The 21,840-nt window shown below is 68.2% G+C and carries 23 protein-coding genes and 2 pseudogenes; 18 read left to right on the top strand and 7 right to left on the bottom strand.

The genetic code is table 11. The features are described from left to right. Positions 1–7 precede the first annotated feature (7 nt). Positions 8–586: a dihydrofolate reductase family protein gene (locus ABT294_RS25955; protein ID WP_350808849.1), complete on the top strand. Its 579-nt coding sequence runs from the start codon at positions 8–10 to the stop codon at positions 584–586. A gap of 86 nt (positions 587–672) precedes the next feature. Next, positions 673–1,010: pseudogene (locus tag ABT294_RS25950) on the top strand (transposase family protein); the annotation flags it as partial. Between the two features lie 105 nt (positions 1,011–1,115). Here ABT294_RS25950 and ABT294_RS25945 read toward each other — a convergent pair. Beyond that, positions 1,116–2,195 carry a PP2C family protein-serine/threonine phosphatase gene (locus ABT294_RS25945; RefSeq protein ID WP_350808848.1) on the bottom strand — a complete coding sequence of 360 codons (1,080 nt, stop codon included), beginning with the start codon at positions 2,193–2,195 and terminating at the stop codon, positions 1,116–1,118. A gap of 309 nt (positions 2,196–2,504) precedes the next feature. Between ABT294_RS25945 and ABT294_RS25940 the strand changes: the two genes are divergently transcribed. After that, on the top strand, positions 2,505–2,771 hold the full coding sequence (locus ABT294_RS25940) for a hypothetical protein (RefSeq protein WP_350808847.1): 267 nt from the start codon (positions 2,505–2,507) through the stop codon (positions 2,769–2,771). A gap of 76 nt (positions 2,772–2,847) precedes the next feature. Here the strand turns inward: ABT294_RS25940 and ABT294_RS25935 are convergent, their stop codons facing one another. Further along, entirely contained in the window at positions 2,848–3,441 is a 594-nt protein-coding gene (locus ABT294_RS25935) for an SDR family NAD(P)-dependent oxidoreductase (protein ID WP_350808846.1), read from the bottom strand. A gap of 86 nt (positions 3,442–3,527) precedes the next feature. On the opposite strand from ABT294_RS25935, the gene ABT294_RS25930 reads away from it, so the two are divergent. Then, complete coding sequence (locus ABT294_RS25930) at positions 3,528–3,929, top strand: DUF3592 domain-containing protein (protein ID WP_350808845.1); 402 nt, start codon at positions 3,528–3,530, stop codon at positions 3,927–3,929. Between the two features lie 339 nt (positions 3,930–4,268). On the opposite strand, the gene ABT294_RS25925 is transcribed toward ABT294_RS25930, so the two are convergent. Then, positions 4,269–4,877 (bottom strand): TetR/AcrR family transcriptional regulator, encoded by a 609-nt coding sequence (locus tag ABT294_RS25925; protein ID WP_350808844.1) that lies wholly within the window; start codon positions 4,875–4,877, stop codon positions 4,269–4,271. A 94-nt stretch (positions 4,878–4,971) separates the two neighbouring features. Between ABT294_RS25925 and ABT294_RS25920 the strand changes: the two genes are divergently transcribed. Beyond that, the gene (locus tag ABT294_RS25920; protein WP_350808843.1) at positions 4,972–5,721 is read left to right on the top strand and encodes an SDR family oxidoreductase; all 750 of its coding nucleotides are present in this window, start codon (positions 4,972–4,974) and stop codon (positions 5,719–5,721) included. A gap of 339 nt (positions 5,722–6,060) precedes the next feature. Here ABT294_RS25920 and ABT294_RS25915 read toward each other — a convergent pair whose 3' ends face one another. Together ABT294_RS25915 and ABT294_RS25910 are read right to left on the bottom strand one after the other, a co-directional pair. After that, positions 6,061–6,678: a stage II sporulation protein M gene (locus ABT294_RS25915; protein WP_350808842.1), complete on the bottom strand. Its 618-nt coding sequence runs from the start codon at positions 6,676–6,678 to the stop codon at positions 6,061–6,063. Between the two features lie 120 nt (positions 6,679–6,798). Beyond that, positions 6,799–7,455: a hypothetical protein gene (locus tag ABT294_RS25910; RefSeq protein WP_350808841.1), complete on the bottom strand. Its 657-nt coding sequence runs from the start codon at positions 7,453–7,455 to the stop codon at positions 6,799–6,801. 155 nt (positions 7,456–7,610) lie between these two features. Here ABT294_RS25910 and ABT294_RS25905 point away from each other — a divergent pair, with 155 nt between their 5' ends. From ABT294_RS25905 to ABT294_RS50865, 7 genes and pseudogenes are all read left to right on the top strand, one after another. Beyond that, positions 7,611–8,219 carry a TetR/AcrR family transcriptional regulator gene (locus ABT294_RS25905; protein ID WP_350808840.1) on the top strand — a complete coding sequence of 203 codons (609 nt, stop codon included), beginning with the start codon at positions 7,611–7,613 and terminating at the stop codon, positions 8,217–8,219. An 83-nt stretch (positions 8,220–8,302) separates the two neighbouring features. After that, positions 8,303–8,656 (top strand): annotated as a pseudogene (locus tag ABT294_RS25900) (MerR family transcriptional regulator); the annotation flags it as partial. Positions 8,657–8,813: 157 nt separating this feature from the next. After that, positions 8,814–9,557 carry a recombinase family protein gene (locus ABT294_RS25895; RefSeq protein WP_350808839.1) on the top strand — a complete coding sequence of 248 codons (744 nt, stop codon included), beginning with the start codon at positions 8,814–8,816 and terminating at the stop codon, positions 9,555–9,557. A gap of 107 nt (positions 9,558–9,664) precedes the next feature. Continuing rightward, on the top strand, positions 9,665–10,198 hold the full coding sequence (locus tag ABT294_RS25890; RefSeq protein WP_350808838.1) for a hypothetical protein: 534 nt from the start codon (positions 9,665–9,667) through the stop codon (positions 10,196–10,198). 43 nt (positions 10,199–10,241) lie between these two features. Continuing rightward, positions 10,242–11,258, top strand: coding sequence for a hypothetical protein (locus tag ABT294_RS25885; RefSeq protein ID WP_350808837.1), 1,017 nt, complete (start codon positions 10,242–10,244; stop codon positions 11,256–11,258). Between the two features lie 22 nt (positions 11,259–11,280). Then, positions 11,281–12,615, top strand: a complete 1,335-nt coding sequence (locus ABT294_RS25880; RefSeq protein ID WP_350808836.1) for a Dyp-type peroxidase — start codon at positions 11,281–11,283, stop codon at positions 12,613–12,615. Beyond that, positions 12,599–12,889, top strand: a complete 291-nt coding sequence (locus ABT294_RS50865) for a zinc finger domain-containing protein (protein WP_502912123.1) — start codon at positions 12,599–12,601, stop codon at positions 12,887–12,889. The genes ABT294_RS25880 and ABT294_RS50865 overlap by 17 nt, the downstream gene beginning before the upstream one ends. Positions 12,890–13,046: 157 nt before the next feature. Here ABT294_RS50865 and ABT294_RS25870 read toward each other — a convergent pair whose 3' ends face one another. Then, positions 13,047–13,604, bottom strand: coding sequence for a nitroreductase family deazaflavin-dependent oxidoreductase (locus tag ABT294_RS25870; protein ID WP_350808834.1), 558 nt, complete (start codon positions 13,602–13,604; stop codon positions 13,047–13,049). 88 nt (positions 13,605–13,692) lie between these two features. Between ABT294_RS25870 and ABT294_RS25865 the strand changes: the two genes are divergently transcribed. Further along, positions 13,693–14,349, top strand: coding sequence for a TetR/AcrR family transcriptional regulator (locus ABT294_RS25865; protein WP_350808833.1), 657 nt, complete (start codon positions 13,693–13,695; stop codon positions 14,347–14,349). 627 nt (positions 14,350–14,976) lie between these two features. Then, on the top strand, positions 14,977–18,168 hold the full coding sequence (locus ABT294_RS25860; protein ID WP_350808832.1) for a glycosyl hydrolase family 95 catalytic domain-containing protein: 3,192 nt from the start codon (positions 14,977–14,979) through the stop codon (positions 18,166–18,168). Here the strand turns inward: ABT294_RS25860 and ABT294_RS25855 are convergent, their stop codons facing one another. Continuing rightward, positions 18,169–18,336: a hypothetical protein gene (locus ABT294_RS25855; RefSeq protein ID WP_350808831.1), complete on the bottom strand. Its 168-nt coding sequence runs from the start codon at positions 18,334–18,336 to the stop codon at positions 18,169–18,171. 28 nt (positions 18,337–18,364) lie between these two features. Between ABT294_RS25855 and ABT294_RS25850 the strand changes: the two genes are divergently transcribed. The 4 genes from ABT294_RS25850 to ABT294_RS25835 all read left to right on the top strand — a co-directional run bounded on the left by ABT294_RS25850 (position 18,365) and on the right by ABT294_RS25835 (position 21,266). Continuing rightward, positions 18,365–19,819, top strand: coding sequence for an alpha/beta hydrolase (locus tag ABT294_RS25850; protein ID WP_350808830.1), 1,455 nt, complete (start codon positions 18,365–18,367; stop codon positions 19,817–19,819). 153 nt (positions 19,820–19,972) lie between these two features. Then, positions 19,973–20,188 (top strand): hypothetical protein, encoded by a 216-nt coding sequence (locus ABT294_RS25845; protein WP_350808829.1) that lies wholly within the window; start codon positions 19,973–19,975, stop codon positions 20,186–20,188. A 401-nt stretch (positions 20,189–20,589) separates the two neighbouring features. Further along, positions 20,590–20,883 carry an ArsR/SmtB family transcription factor gene (locus ABT294_RS25840; RefSeq protein WP_350808996.1) on the top strand — a complete coding sequence of 98 codons (294 nt, stop codon included), beginning with the start codon at positions 20,590–20,592 and terminating at the stop codon, positions 20,881–20,883. Beyond that, on the top strand, positions 20,880–21,266 hold the full coding sequence (locus ABT294_RS25835; protein WP_350808828.1) for a VOC family protein: 387 nt from the start codon (positions 20,880–20,882) through the stop codon (positions 21,264–21,266). The genes ABT294_RS25840 and ABT294_RS25835 overlap by 4 nt, the downstream gene beginning before the upstream one ends. Positions 21,267–21,840 lie beyond the last annotated feature (574 nt).

Genomic DNA, 21,840 nt, shown 5'->3' with positions numbered 1-21,840 from the left:
GCGACGAATGAGCGACACCGAGCCGCAGACCGCGGGCGGGAAGGTGCTCTGGCACTTCACGATGTCGCTGGACGGTTTCGTGGCAGGGCCGAACCACGCGATGGACTGGATGACCGGGATCTCGTCCCGTCCGAGCCTGATCGACGAGTACGTCAAGACCACGGGCGCCGTGCTGGGGGGCCGAGACGGTTGGGACCACTCCCCCAACGCCGGCAGCGTGTACGGCGGCGCCTGGAACGGACCGCTCTTCGTGCTCACCCACCACCCCGAGGACGCGACGCCCGCCGACGGAGTCACGTTCCTGAGCTGTGACCTGGCCGAGGCGGTGCGGATCGGGCTGGAGGCGGCCGGCGGCAAGAACCTCGAAGTGTTCTCGCCCACCATCGGCCGTCAGCTTCTCGAACGGGGACTGATCGACGAGATCGATCTGCACATCGCGCCGGTCCTGCTCGGCGAGGGCATCCGGTTGTACGACAACCCCGGCAGTGAACCGATCCGCCTCCACCGGCTCTGCGAAGGCGACCCCACGTCGGTCGTGAACGTACGGTACCGACCCACCACAACGGCGAAGATCCTGACCGAGTGAGTATCGGGGCAACCGAGCGGTAGCGGTTGGTTTCAGGCCACTACGGGACTGGTTCGGTGTCCGGTATGACGGGCGGCCATCAGCCGGATCTGCTGCAGGAACTTGGGCCGCTTCCCGACGAGATCACCGTGCGCCTTGATGCCGGCTACGACTCGACCAAGCCTCGCACTCTGCTCGACAAGCGCGGCCTGCACCGCCAGCTCGCCATGAAGGGGATGAAGGCTCCGGTCCAGGCCACCCGGCGGTGGCACATCGAGCGCACCCACGCCTGGCAAAACGCCTTCCATCGGCTCGCCCGCTGCTACGAGCGCCGCCTAACCGTCATCGAAGCGTTCTTCGACCTCGCCGACACGATCATCACCGTGCGCAGCCGCATCCGCAAGGCCTGGATCGCTGGGACACTCAACCTCCCCGCCGACGCTGACCAACCGCCTATCTGCGCGACCTTGTCAGGTGTGTTTCGTCTGATTGGCCTACAGGCTCTTCGGTGGGCTGATCGGCCTACGCGCGTCCGGCGGCAAGGCGACCGTCACGGGCGGCCCGGTGAGGACGGGCCTCCCGGCCGGTCGTCCGCCGCGCGGACGGCGACGGCCGCGATGTCGTCGTCGAGCCGGCCGTGGCTGTAATGGACCAGGTCCCTGTGCAGCTGCTCGAGCAACTGGGAAGGGGAGTCCGCGTCCCACTGGCCCGCGCGCTGCGTCAACGGGAAGAACGCGCCAGTGTGGTCGCGGGTCTCGGTGACGCCGTCGGTGTACAGCAGCAGTTGGTCGCCGGCGGCGAAGGGGAGGGGGTCGATGTGATACTCCTGCCCGAGCAGGGCGCCCATGTTGATGGGCGGCGAGGGAGCCGCGGGAGTGACCTCGCGGACCGCTCCCGCGCCGAGCAGCAGCGGCGAGGGGTGGCCGCAGTTGACGATTTCGACCACCGATCCGTCGTCGGGGAACTCGGCGAGCAGGGCCGTGGCGAAGTACTCCAGGTCGTCGCCGGACAACAGCGTGGTGTAGCGGTTCATGCTCACGTCCAGTCGGCGGGCCAGCCGCGCCAGGTCCGGCTCGTCGTACGCGGCCTCCCGGAAGCATCCGACGATCGCCGAGGCCACGCCGACCGCGGGGAGTCCCTTGCCGCGAACGTCTCCGATGATCAGGCGGACGCCGTGGGGCGTCTCCAGAGCTTCGTAGAAGTCACCGCCGACACGGGCCTGGGCCGCGGCAGCGAGGTAGAGCGCGTCGATGTCCAACCGGCCGAGGCGGTGGGGCATAGGGCGCAGCAGGACCTTCTGTGTCGTCTCGGCGACGGAGCGGACCTGGGCGAGGGTCTCCTCCCGCTGCTGGCGCACATGGCTGACGGAGGCGGCCGCGGCGGTCACACCCGCGATCACCGCGATGGTGAACAGGTGGGGGTGCGACTCCTCCGGACGGCCGATGGTTACGGCGATCAGGACGTCGATGACCAGGGCCAGCAGGCCGAGGGCCACCGTTTCGACCACCGGCCACATCGAAGCGGCGAAAGCGAGGGCGACCACGAGAAAGCGGCTGAAGTAGAGGTGGCTCGGAGTCAGAACGGCCACCACGGTGACGACGGCGGTCAGCGCCAGGGGCGCCAGGAGCACCGGCTCCTCCCAGAGAATGTCCGCGCGACGCCACAATCGACTGGAATGGTTCACCTAAGCATCGTAGGGTGACCAAGCTTTACCCTACGTGATTGCACCCGGCTGTCTGGGTCGGCTGCGGCAAGGCGTCGGTCGGCGGGGCGGTGGCCGGATCAAGCAGAGTCGCGCGGTTCGCTCTCGGCCGCATCCGGGGTTGGGGAACCAGGAACAGCGGTTGGCGCTGAGAATGATCTTGAGCGCAATGTGACGTCCGGCTTCGGCGTGTGATCGCTCTACCTGGAGACTTCTGGGCCGTGGATGATGCGGTGGATGGTGGAGCGCCCGACGCTGTACTCGGTGGCCAGGTCGGCCAGGGACACCTCGCCCTCGGCGTATCTGCGGCGGATGGAGCGCCGGGCGGGTTCGGGCAGCTTGGGCCTGCTGACCGACGCCGACCGGCGCGGCCTGACCCCGATCTTCCACTCGAACATGACCCCGTACGGGGAGATCCAGCTGCGGCCCGACCGCCGCCTGGATCTGTCCGGCCTGCCGGCGACCTCGCCAACGGCGACGGTGGAGCCAGGCAACGCCATCTGACCTGTTCTGCGTTCGGCCGGGACGGGCTCTGCCGCCCAGGGCCGGCTGGCCGGGCGGCATCTCTCCCCACTGAACCTCAGCCCTGTCGGGAGAAGGTCAGCGGGACCCCCATGATTCCGGCGTTGTTGACCAGGATGTGCAGCGGGCCCTGCCAGGCGGCGGCGAACGCTGCCACCGAGGCCTGGTCGGCGAGGTCCAGCACGGCGATGTGGATCTGCTTGTTGCCTGTGGCGGCGATGATGTCCTGCGACAGGCTGCGGACTGCCAGGGTCACCTCGGCGCCGGCGCGGGCCAGCGCGCGGGCGGTTTCGGCGCCGATGCCGGACGAGGCGCCGGTTCGGTGGTGATGCGGCGGAGGTCTCTTCGCCGAGTCTCGCGTAGTGGCCGAGGCTGGCCAGCTGCGGCAGCTCGGTGAGATCCCCGACGTGCCTGAGGGCGACGGCGGCGTGGACGAGGAAGGGGCGTAGATGCCGGGATCGCGGCCACCGCAGGCGTCCTTGTTCTGAAGCTTCCTTGAGCTTGGCGGCGAATCATCCGCCGTGCCGGGCGGGGTGCGTGATCCTGTCCTTTGGCGATCTTTCGGAGGATGGGCGGTGGCTGAACAGATGCAACGCGGCGTGGGACGAGGTCGTCGACGACCTGGACGAGGAGGATGATGACGCCGCCCCATTTCCCAGACGCGCCCAGCCGCGGGGCCGGGCCTCGAGTACGGCGGCCGCCGCTCGCTGTTTCGCGGATTTCCGTAGTATTCCCGGCATGATGACCATAGTGGCTGGCTTCGTCTTCGTCGCCACCGCGCTCGGGTGTCTGGTCTTCGCGGTCAGGGAGCGGCGCCTGATCTCCCGGTTACAGCGCTACGGCGTGCACGGGTGGGGCACGGTGACCAGGGCGGTCGTGCACGACACGACCCAGCATCCGGTCATCGCCTTCACCGACCACGCCGGCCACCACATCGAGTTCACGCCGCAGGTGGCCGGGATCGGCCTGCGGCTGACCGTCGGCCAGCAGGTCCCGATCGCCTACCTCGACGGACAGCCTCAGGCAGCCCGGGTCTTCACCGCGCGCTATCGCGTCCTGCCCAGCGTCCTGACCGGCATGGGGGGCCTGATCTTCCTGGTCGCCGGAATTGCCGTCATCCTGGCCGGCAATCGCCCATGACGGAGTCGAGTTCACCGGCGCTGCCAGCGTGAAGGTGATCCGATACCGCTACCGGGGGCACGGAATTCCAACCCCCTGAACTCCCCGCCTAAAGCGACTGACCACGGTAACGACACGTGGAGCGCCCGGTGCGTGGAGACGCGCACGCCGGGTGCGGCGGGCGGGCCGGGTACCCACCGTGAGCGATCACGGCAGGGCGCCCGGGCCGGCCCAACAACGACGATCATCTTGATCGCTTCCGGCCTCAGTCCGTCGGCATGCTTTCTCGCAAACGGGGGCTTCGTGAAACCCGGCCGTTACAGCGAGCGGTTGCTCGCGACGGCGAACGTCGGATGGTTCTCAGGGGAGCGGCCAGTTGCGTAGGGCGGCGTCGGCCATCTCCTGGAGTTCATCGCGGCCGACGCCACTCGCGGCTTGCACGGCGATGCCGAATGCCAAGGTGGTGACATAGCGGGCCAGGAGCCCCGGATCGGTATCTGGAGGCAGGTCGCCGTCGTCGACGGCTCGCTGGAACCGCTCTCGGACGCGGGAGCAGCCGTTGTTGCGCCAGGCGGCGAGAAGGTCACGCACTCCACGCCCGGAGTCGCTGGCGGCCAGGGCGCCCTGGACGCCCAGGCACCCGTGGGGATGGGCCGGGTGGGTGGTGGTTCGGACGGTGCCGGCCAGGATCGCGGTGGCGACGCCGAGGGCGGTCGGCTCCTCCAGGGCCCGGGCCAGGTATGCGCTCGGGCCTTCGGTGTAGCGCTCCAGGGCCTTGCGAAACAGCTCTTCCTTGTTGCCGAAGGCTGCGTACATGCTTTTGGCGGAGATGCCCATCGCCTCGGTCAGTCTGGCCAGGCTGGCCCCCTCGTAGCCGTGCTCCCAGAAGACCAGCATGGCGCGCTCGAGAGCGTCGTCGGCGTCGAATCCTCGCGGTCGGCCGATGAGGCCGCTCTGGTTGGTCTCCACTCCCGCAGCCTACCCCTTCTGCAGTGATCGCTGCAGAAGTGCTATCGTCCGACTTCGGCAGCGATCGATGCCGAAGTCGGAAGGGGATATTCACATGGGACTACTTGAGGGCAAGACCGCTCTCGTCACCGGCGGCAGCACCGGAATCGGCCTGGCCAGTGCCGTACGGCTGGCAGCCGAAGGCGCACACGTGTTCATCACCGGCCGGCGCAAGACCGAACTCGACGCGGCCGTCGAAGTGATCGGCTCAGCGGCTACCGCGGTGATCGGCGACATCTCGAATCTGGCCGACCTGGACCGGCTCTACGAGATGATCCGCAGCCGGGGACGGGGCTTGGACGTACTGTTCGCCAATGCCTCCGTCGCCGCATTCGTGCCGCTTGAGCAGGTCACGGAGGAGCACTTCGACACCCTCTTCGGTATCAACGTCCGGGGCACGCTGTTCACCGTTCAAAAGGCGCTGCCCCTGCTCAACGACGGCGCCTCGGTGATCTTGAACGGCTCCACCAACGTGGACGTCGGCGCGGAGGCGTTCGGCGTGTACGCGGCGACCAAGGCCGCCACCCGATCCTTCGCCCGGACCTGGGCCAACGAACTCAAGGGACGCGGCATCCGGGTCAACACCATCACGCCCGGCCCGACCGACACCCCTGGTCTGTCAGGGCTCGCTCCCGACCCGGAACAGGCCGCCGGCCTCAAGCAGCACCTGGCCACACAGGTGCCCCTGGGCCGGCTCGGGCGCCCGGAGGAGATCGCCGCCGCCGTGACCTTCCTCGCCTCCGAGCAGAGCAGCTTCGTCACCGGTTCGAGCCTGTACGTCGACGGCGGCCTGAACCAGATCTGAGTTCCGTGGCCGAACATCCGGCGAGGATGACGCCCGGCCGGCCAGGCTCGCTCAGGCGGGCGAGCCCGGCAGCCTCGATCGCAGGAGAGGGCCAGCAGCGCTGTTGGGCTTGCGGTGAGACGATGGGTGTGATCCACGAGTGAGGGGACGCTGGTCAGCGCCCGACGAGGTTCATGTGCGCCTGCCCATACCGATCACCTGCCACACCCACCCTGGTGGCCAGAGCGTCCAGGTCGGCCCGCTCGTCCGCAGACAGCCCGACCGTGGTCGCGCCAGCGTTCTCCCTCAGACGAGCGACGTCGCCCGCGAGATGATTCTTCCCGCGTTCCATGGGGACAGTCAGGTGCCGAGCACCAGCGGTACGAGGAAGTAGATCTCGACGGCCTCGTAGACCGCGCCGATGACGAAGAGCGCAAGCGCCGTGGGCCAGAGCCAGCCGAGTCGGCTCAGACCGCGCACATAGGCCTGTCGTCGCGTGGTGGCACCCACTGTCGCCGGCCGGAGCCAGGACCTGCCCAGCAGGTAGGCGCCGAACATCACCAGTGCGTAGGCCTGGAACTCGATGAGGATGGTCAGCGAGTGCGGGATGAGGATCAGTGCCGATGTCCGGTTGACGGGCGCCAGGATGATCCCTATGTCGATCGTCTTGATCACGAAGACTATAAGGCCCGCGAAGGGGATCACGAGCGACGGCAGGACGATGAGCAGCAGCGCTGTCGCGAACACGTTGACCAAGAAGATGGTCGCGCCGAAGACCCAGGGGCTGCCGACCACGGTGTCGACGAGCGCCCCTTGGCCGCCGTCGACGAACGAGGACGTCCGCGCGGCGTGGAGATCGGGGAAGATCATGGCCAGGCCCATGCCCAGGAGGAGCACCCCGTAGACGAGGGCATTGATCAGCAGGTAAGCGCGCAGGTCAGCGCGGATGATCTGGAACGGTCTGCGAAGGCGGTTCATGATTCTCGTGTCCGTTTCTCTGGTGATGTGTCATCGACGCCTGCTGGAGCGGGCCCTGGGTGTTACCGGCCCGAGTGCTGCGTGCGGACCCGGCCTGTCAGCCGCAGCCTGGGTAGTCGGTCAGTTGCCCCCGGCGTCGAGCAGCCAGTGGTAGCGCAGACGCAGCGCCCTTTCCATGCTGGCCAGCGCGGCGCCGAGGGCGAGCGTGATGTTGAGCCAGAGCGGCAGGTGGATGGGGGAAGTGAAGGTACCGAGGTTCTCAGCGATGGGCGGCACCTGCGAGATCGGCCCGATGATCTGCGGGAGGTTCAGCCCCACGCCGATCACGAGCATCACTACCGAGGTGGCGGCGACCATGCGGCTCACCGTCGGATGATCACGCTCGAGACGGGCCCGTCTGCCCTCGCCCGATTTCGGGTCGGGAACAAGTTGGTGCTCCTCGCCCGTGGTGGTGACGTAGTGGCAGCGCTTGATCCCGAAGCTGCTCGTCTCGACCTCGATGGCGCCGCCCTCCACAGGGAACACGGCGGGGATCCTGGACTGGGCGTGATGGCGACCGTCGAGATACAGGTGTGCTGTACTTTCGCCGCCCGACTGGTTGCCCCAGTGCCGCACGTCGACGACATAAGTCCCCGGCCGTCGGCCATCGGATGAGGGCCGGAGGTGGAACAGCGCGCGCCCTAACGGCAACTGCCACCAGCGAAACCGCCGAAGAGGACGCCCGTCGCCCTGCTTGACCCGCCGGGTCGCCCAGCTGCGCCGCCATGCCTTCAACACGTTCCCTCCGCTCCCCGGCCATCCGGCCGATGCTCCCTGGGTCGCTTCATCACATCCCGACTAACACACTGTGTTAGTCGGGATGTGATGAAGCTATCACAGTGTGCTAGTACAGTGTGATAGTGCTGTGAACGAGTGAGGCGGAGGCCCATGCGATGACGGATCAGAACGAGCAGCTCAGCAGCCGGGACAAGGTTCTCCTGGCGGCGATGCAGTTGATCGGGGAAAACCCCGGGGCGAAGCTCAGCGTGCGAGCGGTCGCCGCGCGCGCGGGAGTGAGCACGGGATCCCTCCGCTTCCACTTCCCGACGCAGCGCGCGCTCCAGGACGAGGTACTCACCCGTCTGTACGACCTCGTCGTCCCCGAAGAGCGGATCCACGATCGGGACGTGCCAGCCCGTGACCGCCTTGTCGACTGCCTGCGCCAGGTCCTCGCCCCCGCCGGAGTCGGCGCCGGCGCACGGGAAGCGCACCGCACCGTCCACGAGCAGTTCATCGCCTCGGAACCGACTGAGCAGGTGCGGGAGGCATACTTCGCCCTCGAACGGGAGGGGCGACGTCGCGTGGAGTACTGGCTGACGGTGCTCACACAGGAAGGCGCTCTCGCCCCCGGCGACACCTCTCGGCGCGCGAAGTTCCTCCTTACCGTCCTGAACGGCCTCGCGCTGGAGCGAGCCCTCCCCGCCGACGGCTCGATCTTGCAGTCCGAGAACGACACCCTCTACATGGCCGTCGATGCAATCCTGAACCCCGGAACATCCTGACCCGTCGACTTCGACCGCGTACGCAACGGCCGGTTCGATGTTGCCCTGGCCGCCGATGACAAGAACTCAGTGAAGCGCAGGATGCGCTGCGCTACTACGAGGAACAGCACCTGCTCGCCGCCGCACGCAGCCCCAGCGGGCAACGGAACTACCCGGACGAAGCCGCCGACCAGGTGCTTCTCATCCAGCAGCTGTACGCGGCAGGCCTGCCGAGCAGATCGATCGTGGGCCTGATGCCACGCGTCGTGACCGGCGAGGTAACACCACAACTCCTCCAACGACTGGCCACAGAGCGAGACCGGATCAACGCCCAGATCAGCAGCTTGACCGACACCCGCGACAAGCTGGACAGCCTCATCGCCACGGCCATCCCTGCCCCGAACCCGATCCATCTCCGCACGAGTGACCCAACTCCCCGAGATGTCGGAATTAGGTGATTTCCCGACACCCCGCCGGCCAGGCTCCCCGCGGCCCGGAAAATAGGACTTCGCGGCACAAAACGCCGCTCCGGATGGGTGCTTTCGAGCTCGAATTGACGACAGGATTTTCCGACAGACAGGAGGGGGCTCCGTCCCCCCATCCGAGGAGCCGCCGGTGCGGATCGTCTACTCCCGCTCGTCCACCGCCACCCAGTCCCTGCTGCGGCAGCGGCACATCCTCACCGAGGCCGGACTACTGGTGCGAACCGAAGGCGTCGCCGAGGGGGTGCTGCTGTTCGAGGGCCCGGCGACGACGTCGACGATCCCGACGCTGGAGCAGCCCGCGTTCGCGAAGGTCGCCGCCGCTGCGCACCCAGGGGACATCCTGACCGTGTCGGAGCGGTTCCGGCTGTGCCGCGGCCCGGTCGACATCCACGCCGTACGCGACTGGTGCCAGGCCCGCGGCGTCGCCCTGCGCGTCTCGTCGGGACCGCTGTCGAACTTCCACGACCTCGCGGCCAACGACGCCACGACAGCGCTGCTCATCAACGTCATCACCGCCGTCGGGCAGTTCCAGCGCGACCTGCAGAACGAGCTGACCGCCGAAGGGATCGCCGCCGCCGAAGCCGAAGGCCGCTACCGCGGCCGACCGCCCGCGGTGGCCGGATCAAGCAGAGTCGCGCGGTTCGCTCTCGGCCGCATCCACCGGCGCTGTCAGGCCTGGTCACAGAGCGGCGTCGGCGGAGTCCACGGCCTGAGGGACCTCACGAGCCATGTGCAGGGTGTTGAGCATGCCGCCCGCCGTCCGCAGGCTGGGCGGCGGCTCCGCACGGTCAGCCGAAGGCGTCGGTGGTGCGCTGGGCGCTCATCCGCAGGGCCTGGTCGACAGCCTCGCGGGCTGATGTCGTTCACCGCGTAGACGCGGCGGCCCCGACACACTTACGTCCCATTTATCCCGGTCTGGGGTAGTTTCCGGTTAGCTGCTCTGGCAGGTTCCCCCCACTGACTGGTGACGGAGGGAGAAGCATGGAGATCAAGCCACAGGCAGTCGTCATTCCCAAGGAGACCGACCACCTCGAACAGGGGAAATACGGTCCCGTCTTTCCGAGGACCCCGGCCTGCTACGGGTTCACTGTCATCGCCAAGGTCAAGCCCGGCCGGGCGGCGGCGATCCGCGACTACGGCAACGCGCTGGCCAAGGCGCTGGAAGCCGACCCGCATCTGCTCGCACCGCTGAAACTGCACTACCTGCGCTGGGTGCTCTTCGATGACGACACCCGGTTCATGTACCAGGGGATCTTCGACACCGACTTCGACAAGTACACCGAAGACGCCATCGCGCTGTTCACCAAGTCGGGCGTGAGCACCGCTTTCGAGAACCTCGAAGGGTTCCCCGAGGACTGGAAGACCAACCCCGAGGCGTTCATCAGGTTCGTCCGCGAGCACCAGTGCCCGAGCTTCATCGAGTACGGCGAGTATCCGCACGTCACCTCGGACGAGGTCAAGAAAGCGCTCGGGATCAAGCGCGCCCTGTCGGAGATGCTCGACCAACTGCAGTGAGGCTGGGCCACCGCCCGCCCGCCGCCCCGTCAATGGAGACGAGATGAGTGAGTTCAGGACCGCACGTACCTACAACCAGAACCATGTGCTGCGCGAGTACACCCCCGGACGCCGACGCGTGAGCATCTACGTCGCGTGGAGCTACCCGGCCGAGGCTGGCCGGAACCCGGCCGAGCTCGACAACCGGTTCTCCACCATGACCGAGGTCCGGCGCGTGGCCTGGCCCGCGTACGAGGACCCGAAGTGGTCCGACCCGATGCGGTTCCAGCAGGGCATCGCCGGGACGCTGGAGCTGTTCTTCTGGGCCTGGGTTCCGTTCCAGCAGTTCGTCGAGGAGACCACCGGACACCCGGTACCCGTGTACCAGCGCATCGATCAGGCCGGTTTCCGCACCCCGCTCGACGAGCGGGTGCTGGCCGACACCGACACCTTGTTCGTGTTCGGGCTGGATCACCTGATCACCGGGCAGGAGGCCGCGCCCGAGGAGATCGAGGCGTTGCGGCAGTTCGTCGGCCGGGAAGGAACCTGCCTGGTCCTGGGGCCGCACCACGACGTCGGGGCCTCTGACGACCTCGCCGTGCGCGACATGGAGTACCACCATCACGGCGACCCTCTGGTCCCACGCCAGCAGCAGTTCGGCAGGTACACCCGCTCCTTGATGCAGGGGCTCGGCGTGCCGGTGGAGAACCGCTACGGGCTGCGCCCCGCGACACAGGGCCCGGGCAAGATCGCCCCGCTGTCCATCGCCCGGGATCTGGACACCAAGGGATGGCTGGAAGGGGTGACGACCTTCAACTTCCACATGCACCTGCCGCACTACGCCCTGACGACGGACGACCCGAACGCCATCCACGTGCTGGGCAGGCAGCCGATCGACCTGTCCAAGCCGCACCCGTTCACCGAGGCCGGAAACACCGAGTTCAACATGTTCCTGTGGATGCCTCCGACCGGCGACCGGGGCGGCGACGTACTCCTGGCGGACTCCACGATCTTCAGCTCGCTGTTCGGCGGAGACGAGAGTCTGCGCAACTTCTGGAGAAACGTCGTCTCGTCCAAGTAGTGCCGCGGGGAGGTGGTTATCCGTGACCGAGCAAATCCATGCCGCGCTCGAACTCGACGACATCCAGCGCGGGGTTCTCAGCCTTCGGCCGACCCCGTACGCGGCGACCTACATCCTGTTCCGGATCGACGACCGCGCGCACGGGCGGGAGCTCATGCGGCGCGCGAGCGAGGTGGTGACCGCGGCCACCGACTCGATGAGTCCTCTGGGCGAGACCTGGGTGAGCATCGCGCTCACCTGTCAGGGCCTCAGGGCCCTGGGCGTGCCGCAGGAGTCGCTTGACACGTTCGCCTGGGAGTTCCGGCAGGGAATGGCCCCACGGGCGAACGCGCTGGGCGACACCGGCGAGAGCGGCCCCGAGAACTGGGAACCGCCGCTGGGCACGCCCGACGTCCACGTGGTGCTGGTGGCGCTCGCGCCGGACAGCGCCCAGCTCGAAGCGGCCGTCGATCGCGCCCGACCTGCGTTCCGGCGCCTGTCCGGTGTGGTCCCGATCTGGCGGCAGGACTGCTACACACTGCCGACCGAGACCGAGCCCTTCGGCTACCGTGACGGCATCAGCCACCCGGCCGTCGAAGGCAGTGGCATCGCCGGGTCAAACCCGCTGGAGGCGCCGCTCAAGGCAGGCGAGTTCGTGCTGGGCTACCGCGACGAGCTCGGCGGTGTCCAGACCCCGCAGCCCGACATTCTGGGACGCAACGGCACCTACGTGGCCTTCCGCAAACTCCACCAACGTGTCGCCGCCTTCCGGCAGCATCTGAAGGACAACTCCACCGGCCCCGAAGACGAGGAACTGCTCGCGGCCAAGATCATGGGACGCTGGCGCAGCGGCGCTCCATTGGCGCTCAGCCCGCTGCGCGACGACCCCGTCCTCGGCGCCGACCCACGCCGGAACAACCGTTTCCTCTACGAGCGCGACGACCCGGCGGGGTTCACGACCCCTCCCGGCTGCCACATCCGCCGGGCCAACCCTCGCGACGCCGCGGTCGCGGGGGCGCCGAGGCTGCACCGGATGATCAGGCGCGCCACTGTGTACGGCCCGCCGCTGCCCGAGGGGGTCCTGGAGGACGACGGGGCCGACCGCGGGCTGATGTTCACCTTCATCGGAGCGCACCTCGGGCGGCAGTTCGAGTTCGTCCAGTCCGAATGGATGAACGACGGCGTCTTCTTCGGCGCCGGGGACGCCAGAGATCCGATAGTCGGGGCCGGCGACGGCACCGGCGAGTTCACGATCCCCCGGCGGCCGGTACGACGGCGCCTGCACCCGCTGCCGCGCTTCGTCGTCACGCGCGGCGGCGAGTACTGCTTCATGCCCGGGCTGAGCGCCCTGCGCTGGCTCGGTGATCTCGAAGACTGACGCGCTGCGGCGGACGCCGCCCGGACACGGTCGCCATCGGGGTGCATGCTCTCATCGCTACGCCGCGTCTGCTGTTCAACGCGGTCACCGTGATGCATGTTTGCACGCGCCGGGAGGCGTGGAGGGCGGTCCGGATCCCGGAGGCGAGGTGTCGCACGGCGCCGGCTCGCCGTGCCGGACCGGCAACGGGAAGGTGGCCGTCCAGTACCACACCGCCCGCTTCCGGCTCGCCCACGCCCGGGTGCGACGCGAGCCGTGCGCGGCCACCGTGTAGATCGCGATCAGCAACCCGTAGGGGATCGGCCGCTCGGTGGTGGCGCAGTCGTCGGCATCGCCGAGGTTGAGGTGGGACCAGGACCGGGTCAGGACGAAGGCTTGTTCGTCGGCCGACATCGGCGGATGACGTTATCGGCAGGCGCACGGTTGGTTCATCAGGCCGTGGAGTCATTTCTCGGGGAGGGGTGGGGTGAAGGGTGTCCGTGGACACGCTCCAGCACGACGACGGGGATCTGCCTGCCTGCGGCTGCCTCGAACTCGGCGAACTTCGGGACGAGCGCTACCTCTTTCGCCCAGATCCGCTCGCGCTCCGCTCCCTCCGCGAGCCGAGCCACGACCGGCACTCTTTCCGTGCCCACCTCGACTGTGGCCCGCGGATTCGCCATGAGATTGTGGTACCAGACCGGATGATGCGGACTGCCGCCGTGGGTTCCGAAGATGGCCCAGCCATCGCCGACCGGCTGGTAGAACAACGGGCTGATCCGCTCGCGCCCGGTCTTGGCCCCGGTGTGGTGCACCAAGATGAGCGGCATGCCCTGCTCGTCGAACCCGGGAATCCGGGGCGGGATGGGTCGGCCCGCGGCGAAATCCTCTTCGCTGCTCCAAGACACGTACCCGGCGTTCGCTCGGAACTCGGCGATGATCCGATCGTTCCAACTGCCGAAGGCAGGAGTCTTGGCCTCGGTTGCGGTGGTCGTGGACGAGTCGGACATGGCATCCCCTTCGCTATCCGGAGCACTTGCTCCTGAAAGTAGCACAGAGCGGAGCATGCGCTCCGCATAAGGAGGTATGCTCGGCCGCATGGCAGTGGCTGAACCGGAGAGCATCACCCGACGCCGCACGCCGCGCGCGGATGCGATCCGTAACCGGGACGCGATTGTCGAGGCCGCCGCCGAAGTGCTGGCCGAGCAGGGCGCCGCGGTGGACGTACGCGAGATCGCCCGCCGCAGCGGGGTGGGCATGGGCACCCTCTACCGGCATTTCCCGAAGAAAGAAGATCTCGTTCATACGGTCCTGCGCAGGGACTTCTCGAAATGGGCGGAATCGGCACGCCAGGCGGCGATCGATGCCGAGGACCCCTGGGCGGCACTGACCGACTTCTACCAGCAGGCCCTGACCGGCTACGCCCGCCACCGCGCGATCATGGAGAACTTCGCGCTGACCTGGTCGGTCCCCGATCTAGAGGGCATCCATCAGCTTCGTCTCGTCATCGAGCAACTGTGCGCCCGCGCCGACGCCAAGGGCCTGCTGCGCCCTGGCGTGACCACTGATGACCTGCTGCTTCTTCTGGTCTCACTGGGCCACGCCGTCCAGATCACCGCCGAGTGCCGCCCACAGATGTGGAACAGGCTGTTGCGCATCTCCCTCGACGGCCTGCGCGCCGACCACCGCGAACCACTTCCCGCCGACACCGCACCGGATTCCCACCGCCCGAACCCAGAACAGAAACCCCGATAGAACAAGCCTTCTCACGCCGCGTGACACCGGAAGAACCCCTATGAGGGCGCCTCGGGCCCCTCTGGGGCGGGCTCGTCATTGTCGGGACGGGCGCGCGCCAACGGCGCCGTCACCGGCACGTCATCCTGGCCATGCCGGCGGCCATCTCCGCCGCCCGGCCGTGAGCAATTGTCGAATCCTGTGTATCGATGAGTGTGGTCGGACTTCCCAGGTCGGCCGTTGGAGCTGATCGTTGTACACGACGATGTCGGCGTGGTCGGTTGGACGGGCTGTGGCGAAGTAGAGCTGTCGGGAGGGGATACAGCGGTTGCGCCAGGACCGAGCTGACGACCCGATGCCGGTACGTCGTCACACATCGGATGTCTCGACCTCTGACGTCGGAGGAGGCGACCAAGCCATGTGTCCACATCCTTGTCATCGCGCCCCCAAAACATCGGATGAGAACCCTTGCTGTGACCCGCTTTCGAGTGTTAACAAGTGATGCAGCTCGCTCCATCCTCGGAGGTATCCTTGTTCCTCTCGTCACGGCGGCGCCTCAGCATCGCGTTACTCTCCGCGCTACCCCTGACTACCGGCCTGCTAGTAGGAAACCCCGCGTCAGCCCACACCAGCCAGACACCCGATGACTTGACGCTCTGGTACGACAAGCCGGCCACGAACTGGGAGACCCAGGCGCTGCCGATCGGCAGCGGCGCGCTGGGCGCGAAGGTGTTCGGCGGCGTCGCGACCGAGCAGGTCCAGTTCAACGAGAAGACGCTCTGGACCGGCGGCCCCGGCTCCAAGAGCAGCTACAACTTCGGCAACTGGACCAGCCCGAGACCCCACGCGATCGCCGAGGTGCAGCAGCGGATCGACCGTGACGGCAGGATGTCGCCCGACGAGGTCGCGAAGAAGCTCGGCCAGCCCAAGAGCGGATTCGGCGCCTACCAGACCTTCGGCGACCTGTGGCTCGACACGGGCCACACGAACGCCACCGGCTACCGCAGGGAACTGAGCCTGCGTGAGGCGGTCGCCAGAGTCGGCTACACCGCCGACGGTGTCACCTACTCACGTGAATACTTTGCCAGCCACCCCGGCAACGTCATCGTCGGCCGCATCTCGGCCGACCAGGCCGGCAAGGTGTCCTTCACGCTCCGCACCTCCTCGCCGCGCGACGACAAGCAGGTGACGGTCCGCGATGGCAGGCTGACCGTTCGCGGCGTTCTGACCGACAACGGCATGAGGTTCGAGTCGCAGGTCCAGGTGGTCACGCAGGGCGGTAGCCGTACCGACGGAACCGACCGGATCACCGTCACCGGCGCCGACAGCGCGATGTTCGTACTGTCGGCGGGCACCGACTACGCCGACGCCTACCCCGCCTACCGGGGCGCGGACCCGCATGACAAGGTCACCGCCGCAGTCGACAGGGCCGCCGGGCGGAGCTTCGACGAGCAACTGTCGGAGCACCTGGCCGACTACCGGAAGCTGTTCGACCGGGTCAAGCTCGACATCGGGCAGAAGACGCCGACGATCCCGACCGACCGGCTGCGCGCCGCGTACACCGGCGGATCCTCCCCCGACGACCGGGCACTGGAGGCGATGTTCTTCGCCTACGGCCGCTACCTGCTGATCGCCTCGTCCCGCGAGGGATCGCTGCCGGCCAACCTGCAGGGCGTGTGGAACAACTCGACCAGCCCGCCGTGGTCGGCCGACTATCACGTCAACATCAACCTGCAGATGAACTATTGGCTCGCCGAGCAGACCAACCTCGCCGAGACGACCCGCCCCTACGACGACTACATCCGGGCGATGGTCGCGCCTGGCCGGCGGACCGCCCAGGAGATGTTCGGCTCTCGCGGCTGGGTGGTGCACAACGAGACCAACCCGTTCGGCTTCACCGGCGTGCACGACTGGGCGACCGCGTTCTGGTTCCCCGAGGCCGCCGCGTGGGTGACGCAGCAGCTGTACGACCACTACCGCTTCAGCGGCGACCTGGCCTACCTGCGCGAGACGGCCTACCCGGTGATGAAGGCGGCGGCCGAGTTCTGGGTCGACAACCTGCACACCGACCCGCGTGACGGCCTACTGGTCGTCTCGCCGAGCTACTCTCCCGAGCACGGCGACTTCTCGGCCGGCGCGTCGATGTCACAGCAGATCGTCTTCGACCTGTTCACGAACGTGCTCGAGGCGGCCAAGGCGCTGGGAACCGACGAACCCGAGATACGGAAGGCGCTCCAGAAGCTCGACCCCGGGCTGCGCGTCGGCTCGTGGGGCCAACTCCAGGAATGGAAGTCCGACTGGGATTCCAAGACCGACGATCACCGGCACGTCTCGCACCTGTTCGCACTCCACCCAGGACGGCAGTTGGTCGCCGGGTCACGGGAGGCCGAGGCGGCCAAGGTGTCGCTGGCCGCGCGCGGCGACGGCGGCACCGGCTGGAGCAAGGCCTGGAAGATCAACTTCTGGGCGCGCCTGCTGGACGGCGACCACGCGCACAAGATGCTGGGCGAGCAGCTCAAGTTCTCCACGCTGGAGAACCTGTGGGACACCCACCCGCCGTTCCAGATCGACGGCAACTTCGGCGCCACCTCCGGCATCGCGGAGATGCTGCTGCAGAGCCAGCACTCGACGATCGACGTACTGCCCGCACTCCCGTCGTCCTGGCCGACCGGCTCCGTCTCCGGGCTGCGCGCCCGCGGCAACGTGACCGTGGACGCCACCTGGAAGGACGGCGCCACCTCCGAGGTCGTCCTGCACGCCGGCGCCGACGGCCCGCTGACCGTCCACAACCAGATCTTCGGCGCCCGCTACCGTCTGGTGGACGCGTGGGGTCGCCAGGTGCCGCACACCCGCGACGGTTCCACGATCACGTTCACCGCGCAGCAGGGGCGCACCTACCGCGCCGTGGGCGAGGTGCGGGTGACGGTCAAGGCCCCCGCCGAGACCGGGCCCGGCGACTCGTTCCCCGTCGAGGTCACCGTGACCGCCACCGGCCGCCGCGCCGTGCCCGCGGCCGAACTGGAGCCACGGCTTCCGCAGGGATGGACGGCCGAGCCCCGGTCCCGTTTCGTGCCTGCCGTACCGCCGGGCCGTACCGGGACCGCGACCTTCATCGTCACGGCGGGCCCGGCCGACGGAAACCGCAGCGCGCGGATCACCGGCGTGCTTGCGGGGGACGGCTGGTCGGCGTCCGGCAGCACGACACTGGCCGTCGCTCCCTGCGCGGTCCCCGCCGCGAACAGACCCATCGTGGCCTGGGATCCGGCATCCGGTACGGCTGTCGCCGATGTGTCAGGCAACGGCAGGGACGCGGCCGTCGTCGGAACGGCCGCCTACGACGCCGACGGCGGCCTGGTGCTCAACGGCGCCACCTATCTCAAGACGGCACCGACAACGCTCGGCTTCCTGCGCGAAGCGACGTTCGCGGCCGAGGTCAAGGTGGGCACCACCGGCGGATACCGACGGCTCTTCGACTCCCAGCGGTCGGGCGACCCCGGGACCGAGGGCGTGCTGATCGACCTCACCCCGTCGAACAACGTACGGTTCATCGGCGGAGGGCTCAACATCACGACCGACGCGGTGCTGCCGACCAGCCGCTACCTCGACGTCGTGGTGACGATGCAGCGTGACGGCACGGTGACCGTCTACGTCGACGGGCAGCGGGCGGGAGGCGGCCGGGTCACCGCGGACGGCATCGTCGGATGCGCCGCCAGGCCGCTGCAGTTCGGCGCCGACCAGGGCGGCGGGCAGCGGCTCACCGGCGCCGTGGACCGCATGGCCATCTTCGCCCGATCCCTGACCGCGGCCGAGGTCGGCACCTGGCAGAGCCTGGCCTTCTGATCACGGCGTGCCGGTGTCGCGCTCCCGTGCGACGCCTTGACCGAGGGCGACGGAGAACCACTGGTCGAGCCCGAGTCTGCCGCAGTTGATGGCGATGATGCGGTGGCTGGTGGACGAGGCGACGGTTATGGCGGGGTTATGTGGGTGGTCGCATGATCTTGAAGTCACCGGCCCCGTCTCGACCACGAAGGATCGTATGAAGAGTCATATCTTGCTCGCAGCCGTCTCGTCCCTGGTCATCAGCCTGATCCCAGGAGGCGTCGCCAGTGCCGCCACTTCCTCGCAGACGATCAGCTGGGCACCGTGCCCCGAGGACACGACCGCCGAATGCGGCACGCTGAAGGTGCCCATCGACTGGGACACCCCCGGCGGCGCCACCGTCGACCTGGCGGTGGCCCGGCGCAAGGCCGCCATCCCGGCTTCCCGGGTCGGCTCCTTGGTCGTCAACCCCGGCGGGCCGGGCGGCTCCGGTGTCGACTTCGTGGTGCACGGCAGCAGTTACTTCAGCTCCGAGCTTCGCGGCCGCTTCGACGTCGTCGGGTTCGACCCACGCGGGGTGGGACGCAGCCACCCGGTGGTCTGCTCGGCGGCCCTGGTGCGTGAACGTCCACACCCGCTCATCAAGAATCAGGCGGACATGGACGCCTGGGTGTCGTTCAACCAGCGCCTGCGGGAGGACTGCCGGGCGCGCACCGGACCGCTGTACGACCGCGTGAGCTCGCTGGACGTCGCACGTGACGTGGAGGCTCTTCGGGCGGCGCTGGGCGACGACAAGCTCACCTACTACGGCGTCTCGCACGGCACCCTGATCGGCCAGGCATACGCCGAGCGCTTCCCCGGCAAGGTCAGGGCGCTCGCGCTCGACTCGAACTTCGACCATAGCGTGAACACCGCGAGCTACCTGAGCACCACAGCCACCCAAACGGCGGGGGCGTTCGACCAGTTCGTCACCTGGTGTGAGGCAACGGCGTCGTGCGCGCTGAACGGCAAGGACATCCGGGCGTTCTGGAAGAGGCTTCTTGAGCGGGCCGACCGCGGGGAGCTTCACGAGCCGGGTCTGCCGGACGTACCCCTGGGCGCCTACGAGCTGGTGGACACAGCGTTCGCCGGACTCTACAACCCTAATTGGGCGGAACTCGCCCAGATGCTGGTGGCCATCGACACCGGCGGCCCGTACCCGGCGGCGAGTGCCGAGAAGGACGAGGAGGTGAGGGTCAGTACGCCCGTGTTCTGCCAGGACTTCCACCTGCCGGTCGCCGACTACACGCAGTACGCCTCACTCCTGCGCCAGCAGGCGCCGCCGGCCAGGGACATGAGGTACAGCCCGCCCGCGCTGGGCCGGATCGCCGACTGCCTGGGGCAGCCCACGCCCATTCCCAACCCGCAGCACCGGCTGCGTGTGGACGCCACCCCGCCCATCCTGCTGGCCTCCTCGCTGAACGACCCCGCCACCGGCTACCCGTGGACCCTCAGCACGGCCAAGCAGATCGGCGCCGAGGCCCGCGTGCTCACGTACGAGGGCTCGGGGCACAGCGTGTACGGCCGGAGCGAGTGCACTATGGGCGCGATCGACCGCTACCTGATCTCGCAGTCGGTCCCGGCCAACGGGGTCCGCTGCCCGGAGGTGCGGCCCTCGATCATGCCCCGATGAGCAGGCGTCGACTGAGCTTTTGAGCGGCTGCTGTACCTGTCTGATCGAGAGCACCGGCAGTTCGGCACGGCGGCCGCGGTTGGCTTGCTCGCCTTACATGGGCGTCGAGGACGAGGTACCGATCTCGTACGGCCGCTTCAGCCTGTACGACGGGTGCTCGACGCCGAGCGGGAGACCGAGTCCGGTGGCATCGTCCTGGACCAGGTTGACCTGGTGAGCCAGGCCCGGGCGCGGATGGAGGCCTGGAACGCCGCCCCCCGAGGACGACGACGCACCCGGCGAGTTCTGAAGCGCGGCGGACAGGTCCTCTACCTGAGTCTGGGCGGCACCGTGGAGCTGTGCGGCCACGGAGTCAGCCCCAGCGGATGAGCAGGCGGCGGCGCAAGATCCTTCCGCTCGCCACCGACTCCCCCGCCCCGCAGGCGGGTCAGTGGCCCGCGCTGCGTCCGCACCCCCGGGTCGAATCCGCCACCGCGTGATCCGGTACAACGCTCCGGTGGACTGCATGGCACGCGTCCCGAGCGCCGCGGCCAGACGACAACGCTTGCCGGCTGCGGTCCTCCAGTTCCAAACCTGCGACTGTCGTGCGCAAGCGCTTCAGCAACTGGCGGCCCACGACCTCGTTGAAGGAGCAGCGGCAGGCGGCCGCCGTCTCCTCGTCGTCGGGCCAGAACGTCTCGATCGCTGGCTCCGATAGCCCCAGGCCGAGCGGGTTCGGGCGCAGAGACCTCAACATGATAGGCAAGTCACGACTTGCCTATCATGGGGGTATGGCGGAGGATGTCTTCAAGGCCCTGGCCGACCCCACCCGCCGGCGCATCCTCGATGAGCTGGTGGAACGGGACGGCCAGACCCTGTTCGAGATTTGCACACGGCTGGTGACCAAGCACGGCCTGGAGCTGTCCCGCCAGGGGATCAGCCAGCACCTGGCCGTACTGGAGTCCGCGGGGCTGGTCCGTTCGCGGCGCCAGGGCCGCTACAAATTCCACGATCTGAACACCGAACCGCTTGAGCACATCGTGACCCGGTGGCTCAAGCCCCGACACACCGGAGGTACCCCATGAAGATCCACCTGTCCAGCGTCTTCGTCGATGACCAGGACAAGGCCCTGCGCTTCTATACCGACGTGCTCGGCTTCGTGAAGAAGACCGAGGTCCCGCTGGGCAAGGACCGTTGGCTCACCGTGGTCTCACCGGAAGACCTCGACGGGACCGAACTGCTGCTGGAGCCCGATGGCCATCCCGCCGTGAAGCCGTACAAGGAGGCGCTGGTCAAGGACGGCATCCCGGCCGCCTCCTTCGCCGTGGAGGACGTGGCTGCGGAGTTCAACCGGCTGCGCGAGCTCGGGGTCCGCTTCACCCAAGAGCCACTGGAGATGGGCCCGGTCACCACAGCGGTCCTGGACGACACCTGCGGCAACCTGATCCAGATCGTGCACAGCAAGTAAGGGCCCTGCGCCGATGCCAGGCACGAACTCGACCGCATCCGCGGTCACGTTCGTGCCTTCGTGAACGGTCGGTCGGCGGTGTCCGGCGGGTGCGGGGCGCTTGTCCATGTCCAGGCGGAAGTGCCGTACGGGTTGACGTTCGACCAGAACAGGGCGGCCAGGCCGCGCCGGTCCTCGTCCGAGAGCCTCGGTGCTGCCGGGACGTGAATCGCAGCCGACTGACCGCGCCGCTGATCCCGACCCGCCTGATCGAGGCATCCGTGGTAACTGGCCCATGGAAGCGCCTGGTGTTCGGCCACCCCGCCCACGAGGACGGCTCGGTGAACCGGCACGCCTTACCTTCTGCGTTCTGGAGCAGTTCTACCGCCATCTCAAGCGCCGCGAAATCTACGCGAACGCCTCCACCGCAATCCCCAGGCCAGGCTCTTGGAAGGCGCGGCGTGGGCAGCGGTCCGGGCGGACGTGCTCACCGCCCTCAGCCTCCCGGACGACCCGGGCGCGCTGGACCGCCTTTATGAAGAGCCAGGTCAGAGAAGGGTTCGTTGGATACCGGGACCCCATTCTGCCAGCGGTG

The sequence above is a fragment of the Nonomuraea sp. NPDC000554 genome (assembly GCF_040300065.1).
GTDB lineage: Bacteria > Actinomycetota > Actinomycetes > Streptosporangiales > Streptosporangiaceae > Nonomuraea.
The sequence above is the reverse complement of the archived record's forward strand: the minus strand, read 5'-3'. Positions and strand labels throughout refer to the sequence as shown.

Excerpts from the sequence above, each read along its gene's own strand:
- ABT294_RS25850 (WP_350808830.1), top strand. The coding sequence starts at position 18,365 with ATGAAGAGTCATATCTTGCTCGCAGCCGTCTCGTCCCTGGTCATCAGC.
- ABT294_RS25935 (WP_350808846.1), bottom strand. The coding sequence starts at position 3,441 with ATGGGGCGGCGTCATCATCCTCCTCGTCCAGGTCGTCGACGACCTCGT.
- ABT294_RS25920 (WP_350808843.1), top strand. The coding sequence starts at position 4,972 with ATGGGACTACTTGAGGGCAAGACCGCTCTCGTCACCGGCGGCAGCACC.
- ABT294_RS25865 (WP_350808833.1), top strand. The coding sequence starts at position 13,693 with ATGGCAGTGGCTGAACCGGAGAGCATCACCCGACGCCGCACGCCGCGC.
- ABT294_RS25890 (WP_350808838.1), top strand. The coding sequence starts at position 9,665 with ATGGAGATCAAGCCACAGGCAGTCGTCATTCCCAAGGAGACCGACCAC.
- ABT294_RS25870 (WP_350808834.1), bottom strand. The coding sequence starts at position 13,604 with ATGTCCGACTCGTCCACGACCACCGCAACCGAGGCCAAGACTCCTGCC.
- ABT294_RS25930 (WP_350808845.1), top strand. The coding sequence starts at position 3,528 with ATGATGACCATAGTGGCTGGCTTCGTCTTCGTCGCCACCGCGCTCGGG.
- ABT294_RS25905 (WP_350808840.1), top strand. The coding sequence starts at position 7,611 with ATGACGGATCAGAACGAGCAGCTCAGCAGCCGGGACAAGGTTCTCCTG.
- ABT294_RS25885 (WP_350808837.1), top strand. The coding sequence starts at position 10,242 with ATGAGTGAGTTCAGGACCGCACGTACCTACAACCAGAACCATGTGCTG.
- ABT294_RS25940 (WP_350808847.1), top strand. The coding sequence starts at position 2,505 with ATGGTGGAGCGCCCGACGCTGTACTCGGTGGCCAGGTCGGCCAGGGAC.
- ABT294_RS25835 (WP_350808828.1), top strand. The coding sequence starts at position 20,880 with ATGAAGATCCACCTGTCCAGCGTCTTCGTCGATGACCAGGACAAGGCC.
- ABT294_RS25915 (WP_350808842.1), bottom strand. The coding sequence starts at position 6,678 with ATGAACCGCCTTCGCAGACCGTTCCAGATCATCCGCGCTGACCTGCGC.
- ABT294_RS25955 (WP_350808849.1), top strand. The coding sequence starts at position 8 with ATGAGCGACACCGAGCCGCAGACCGCGGGCGGGAAGGTGCTCTGGCAC.
- ABT294_RS25840 (WP_350808996.1), top strand. The coding sequence starts at position 20,590 with ATGGCGGAGGATGTCTTCAAGGCCCTGGCCGACCCCACCCGCCGGCGC.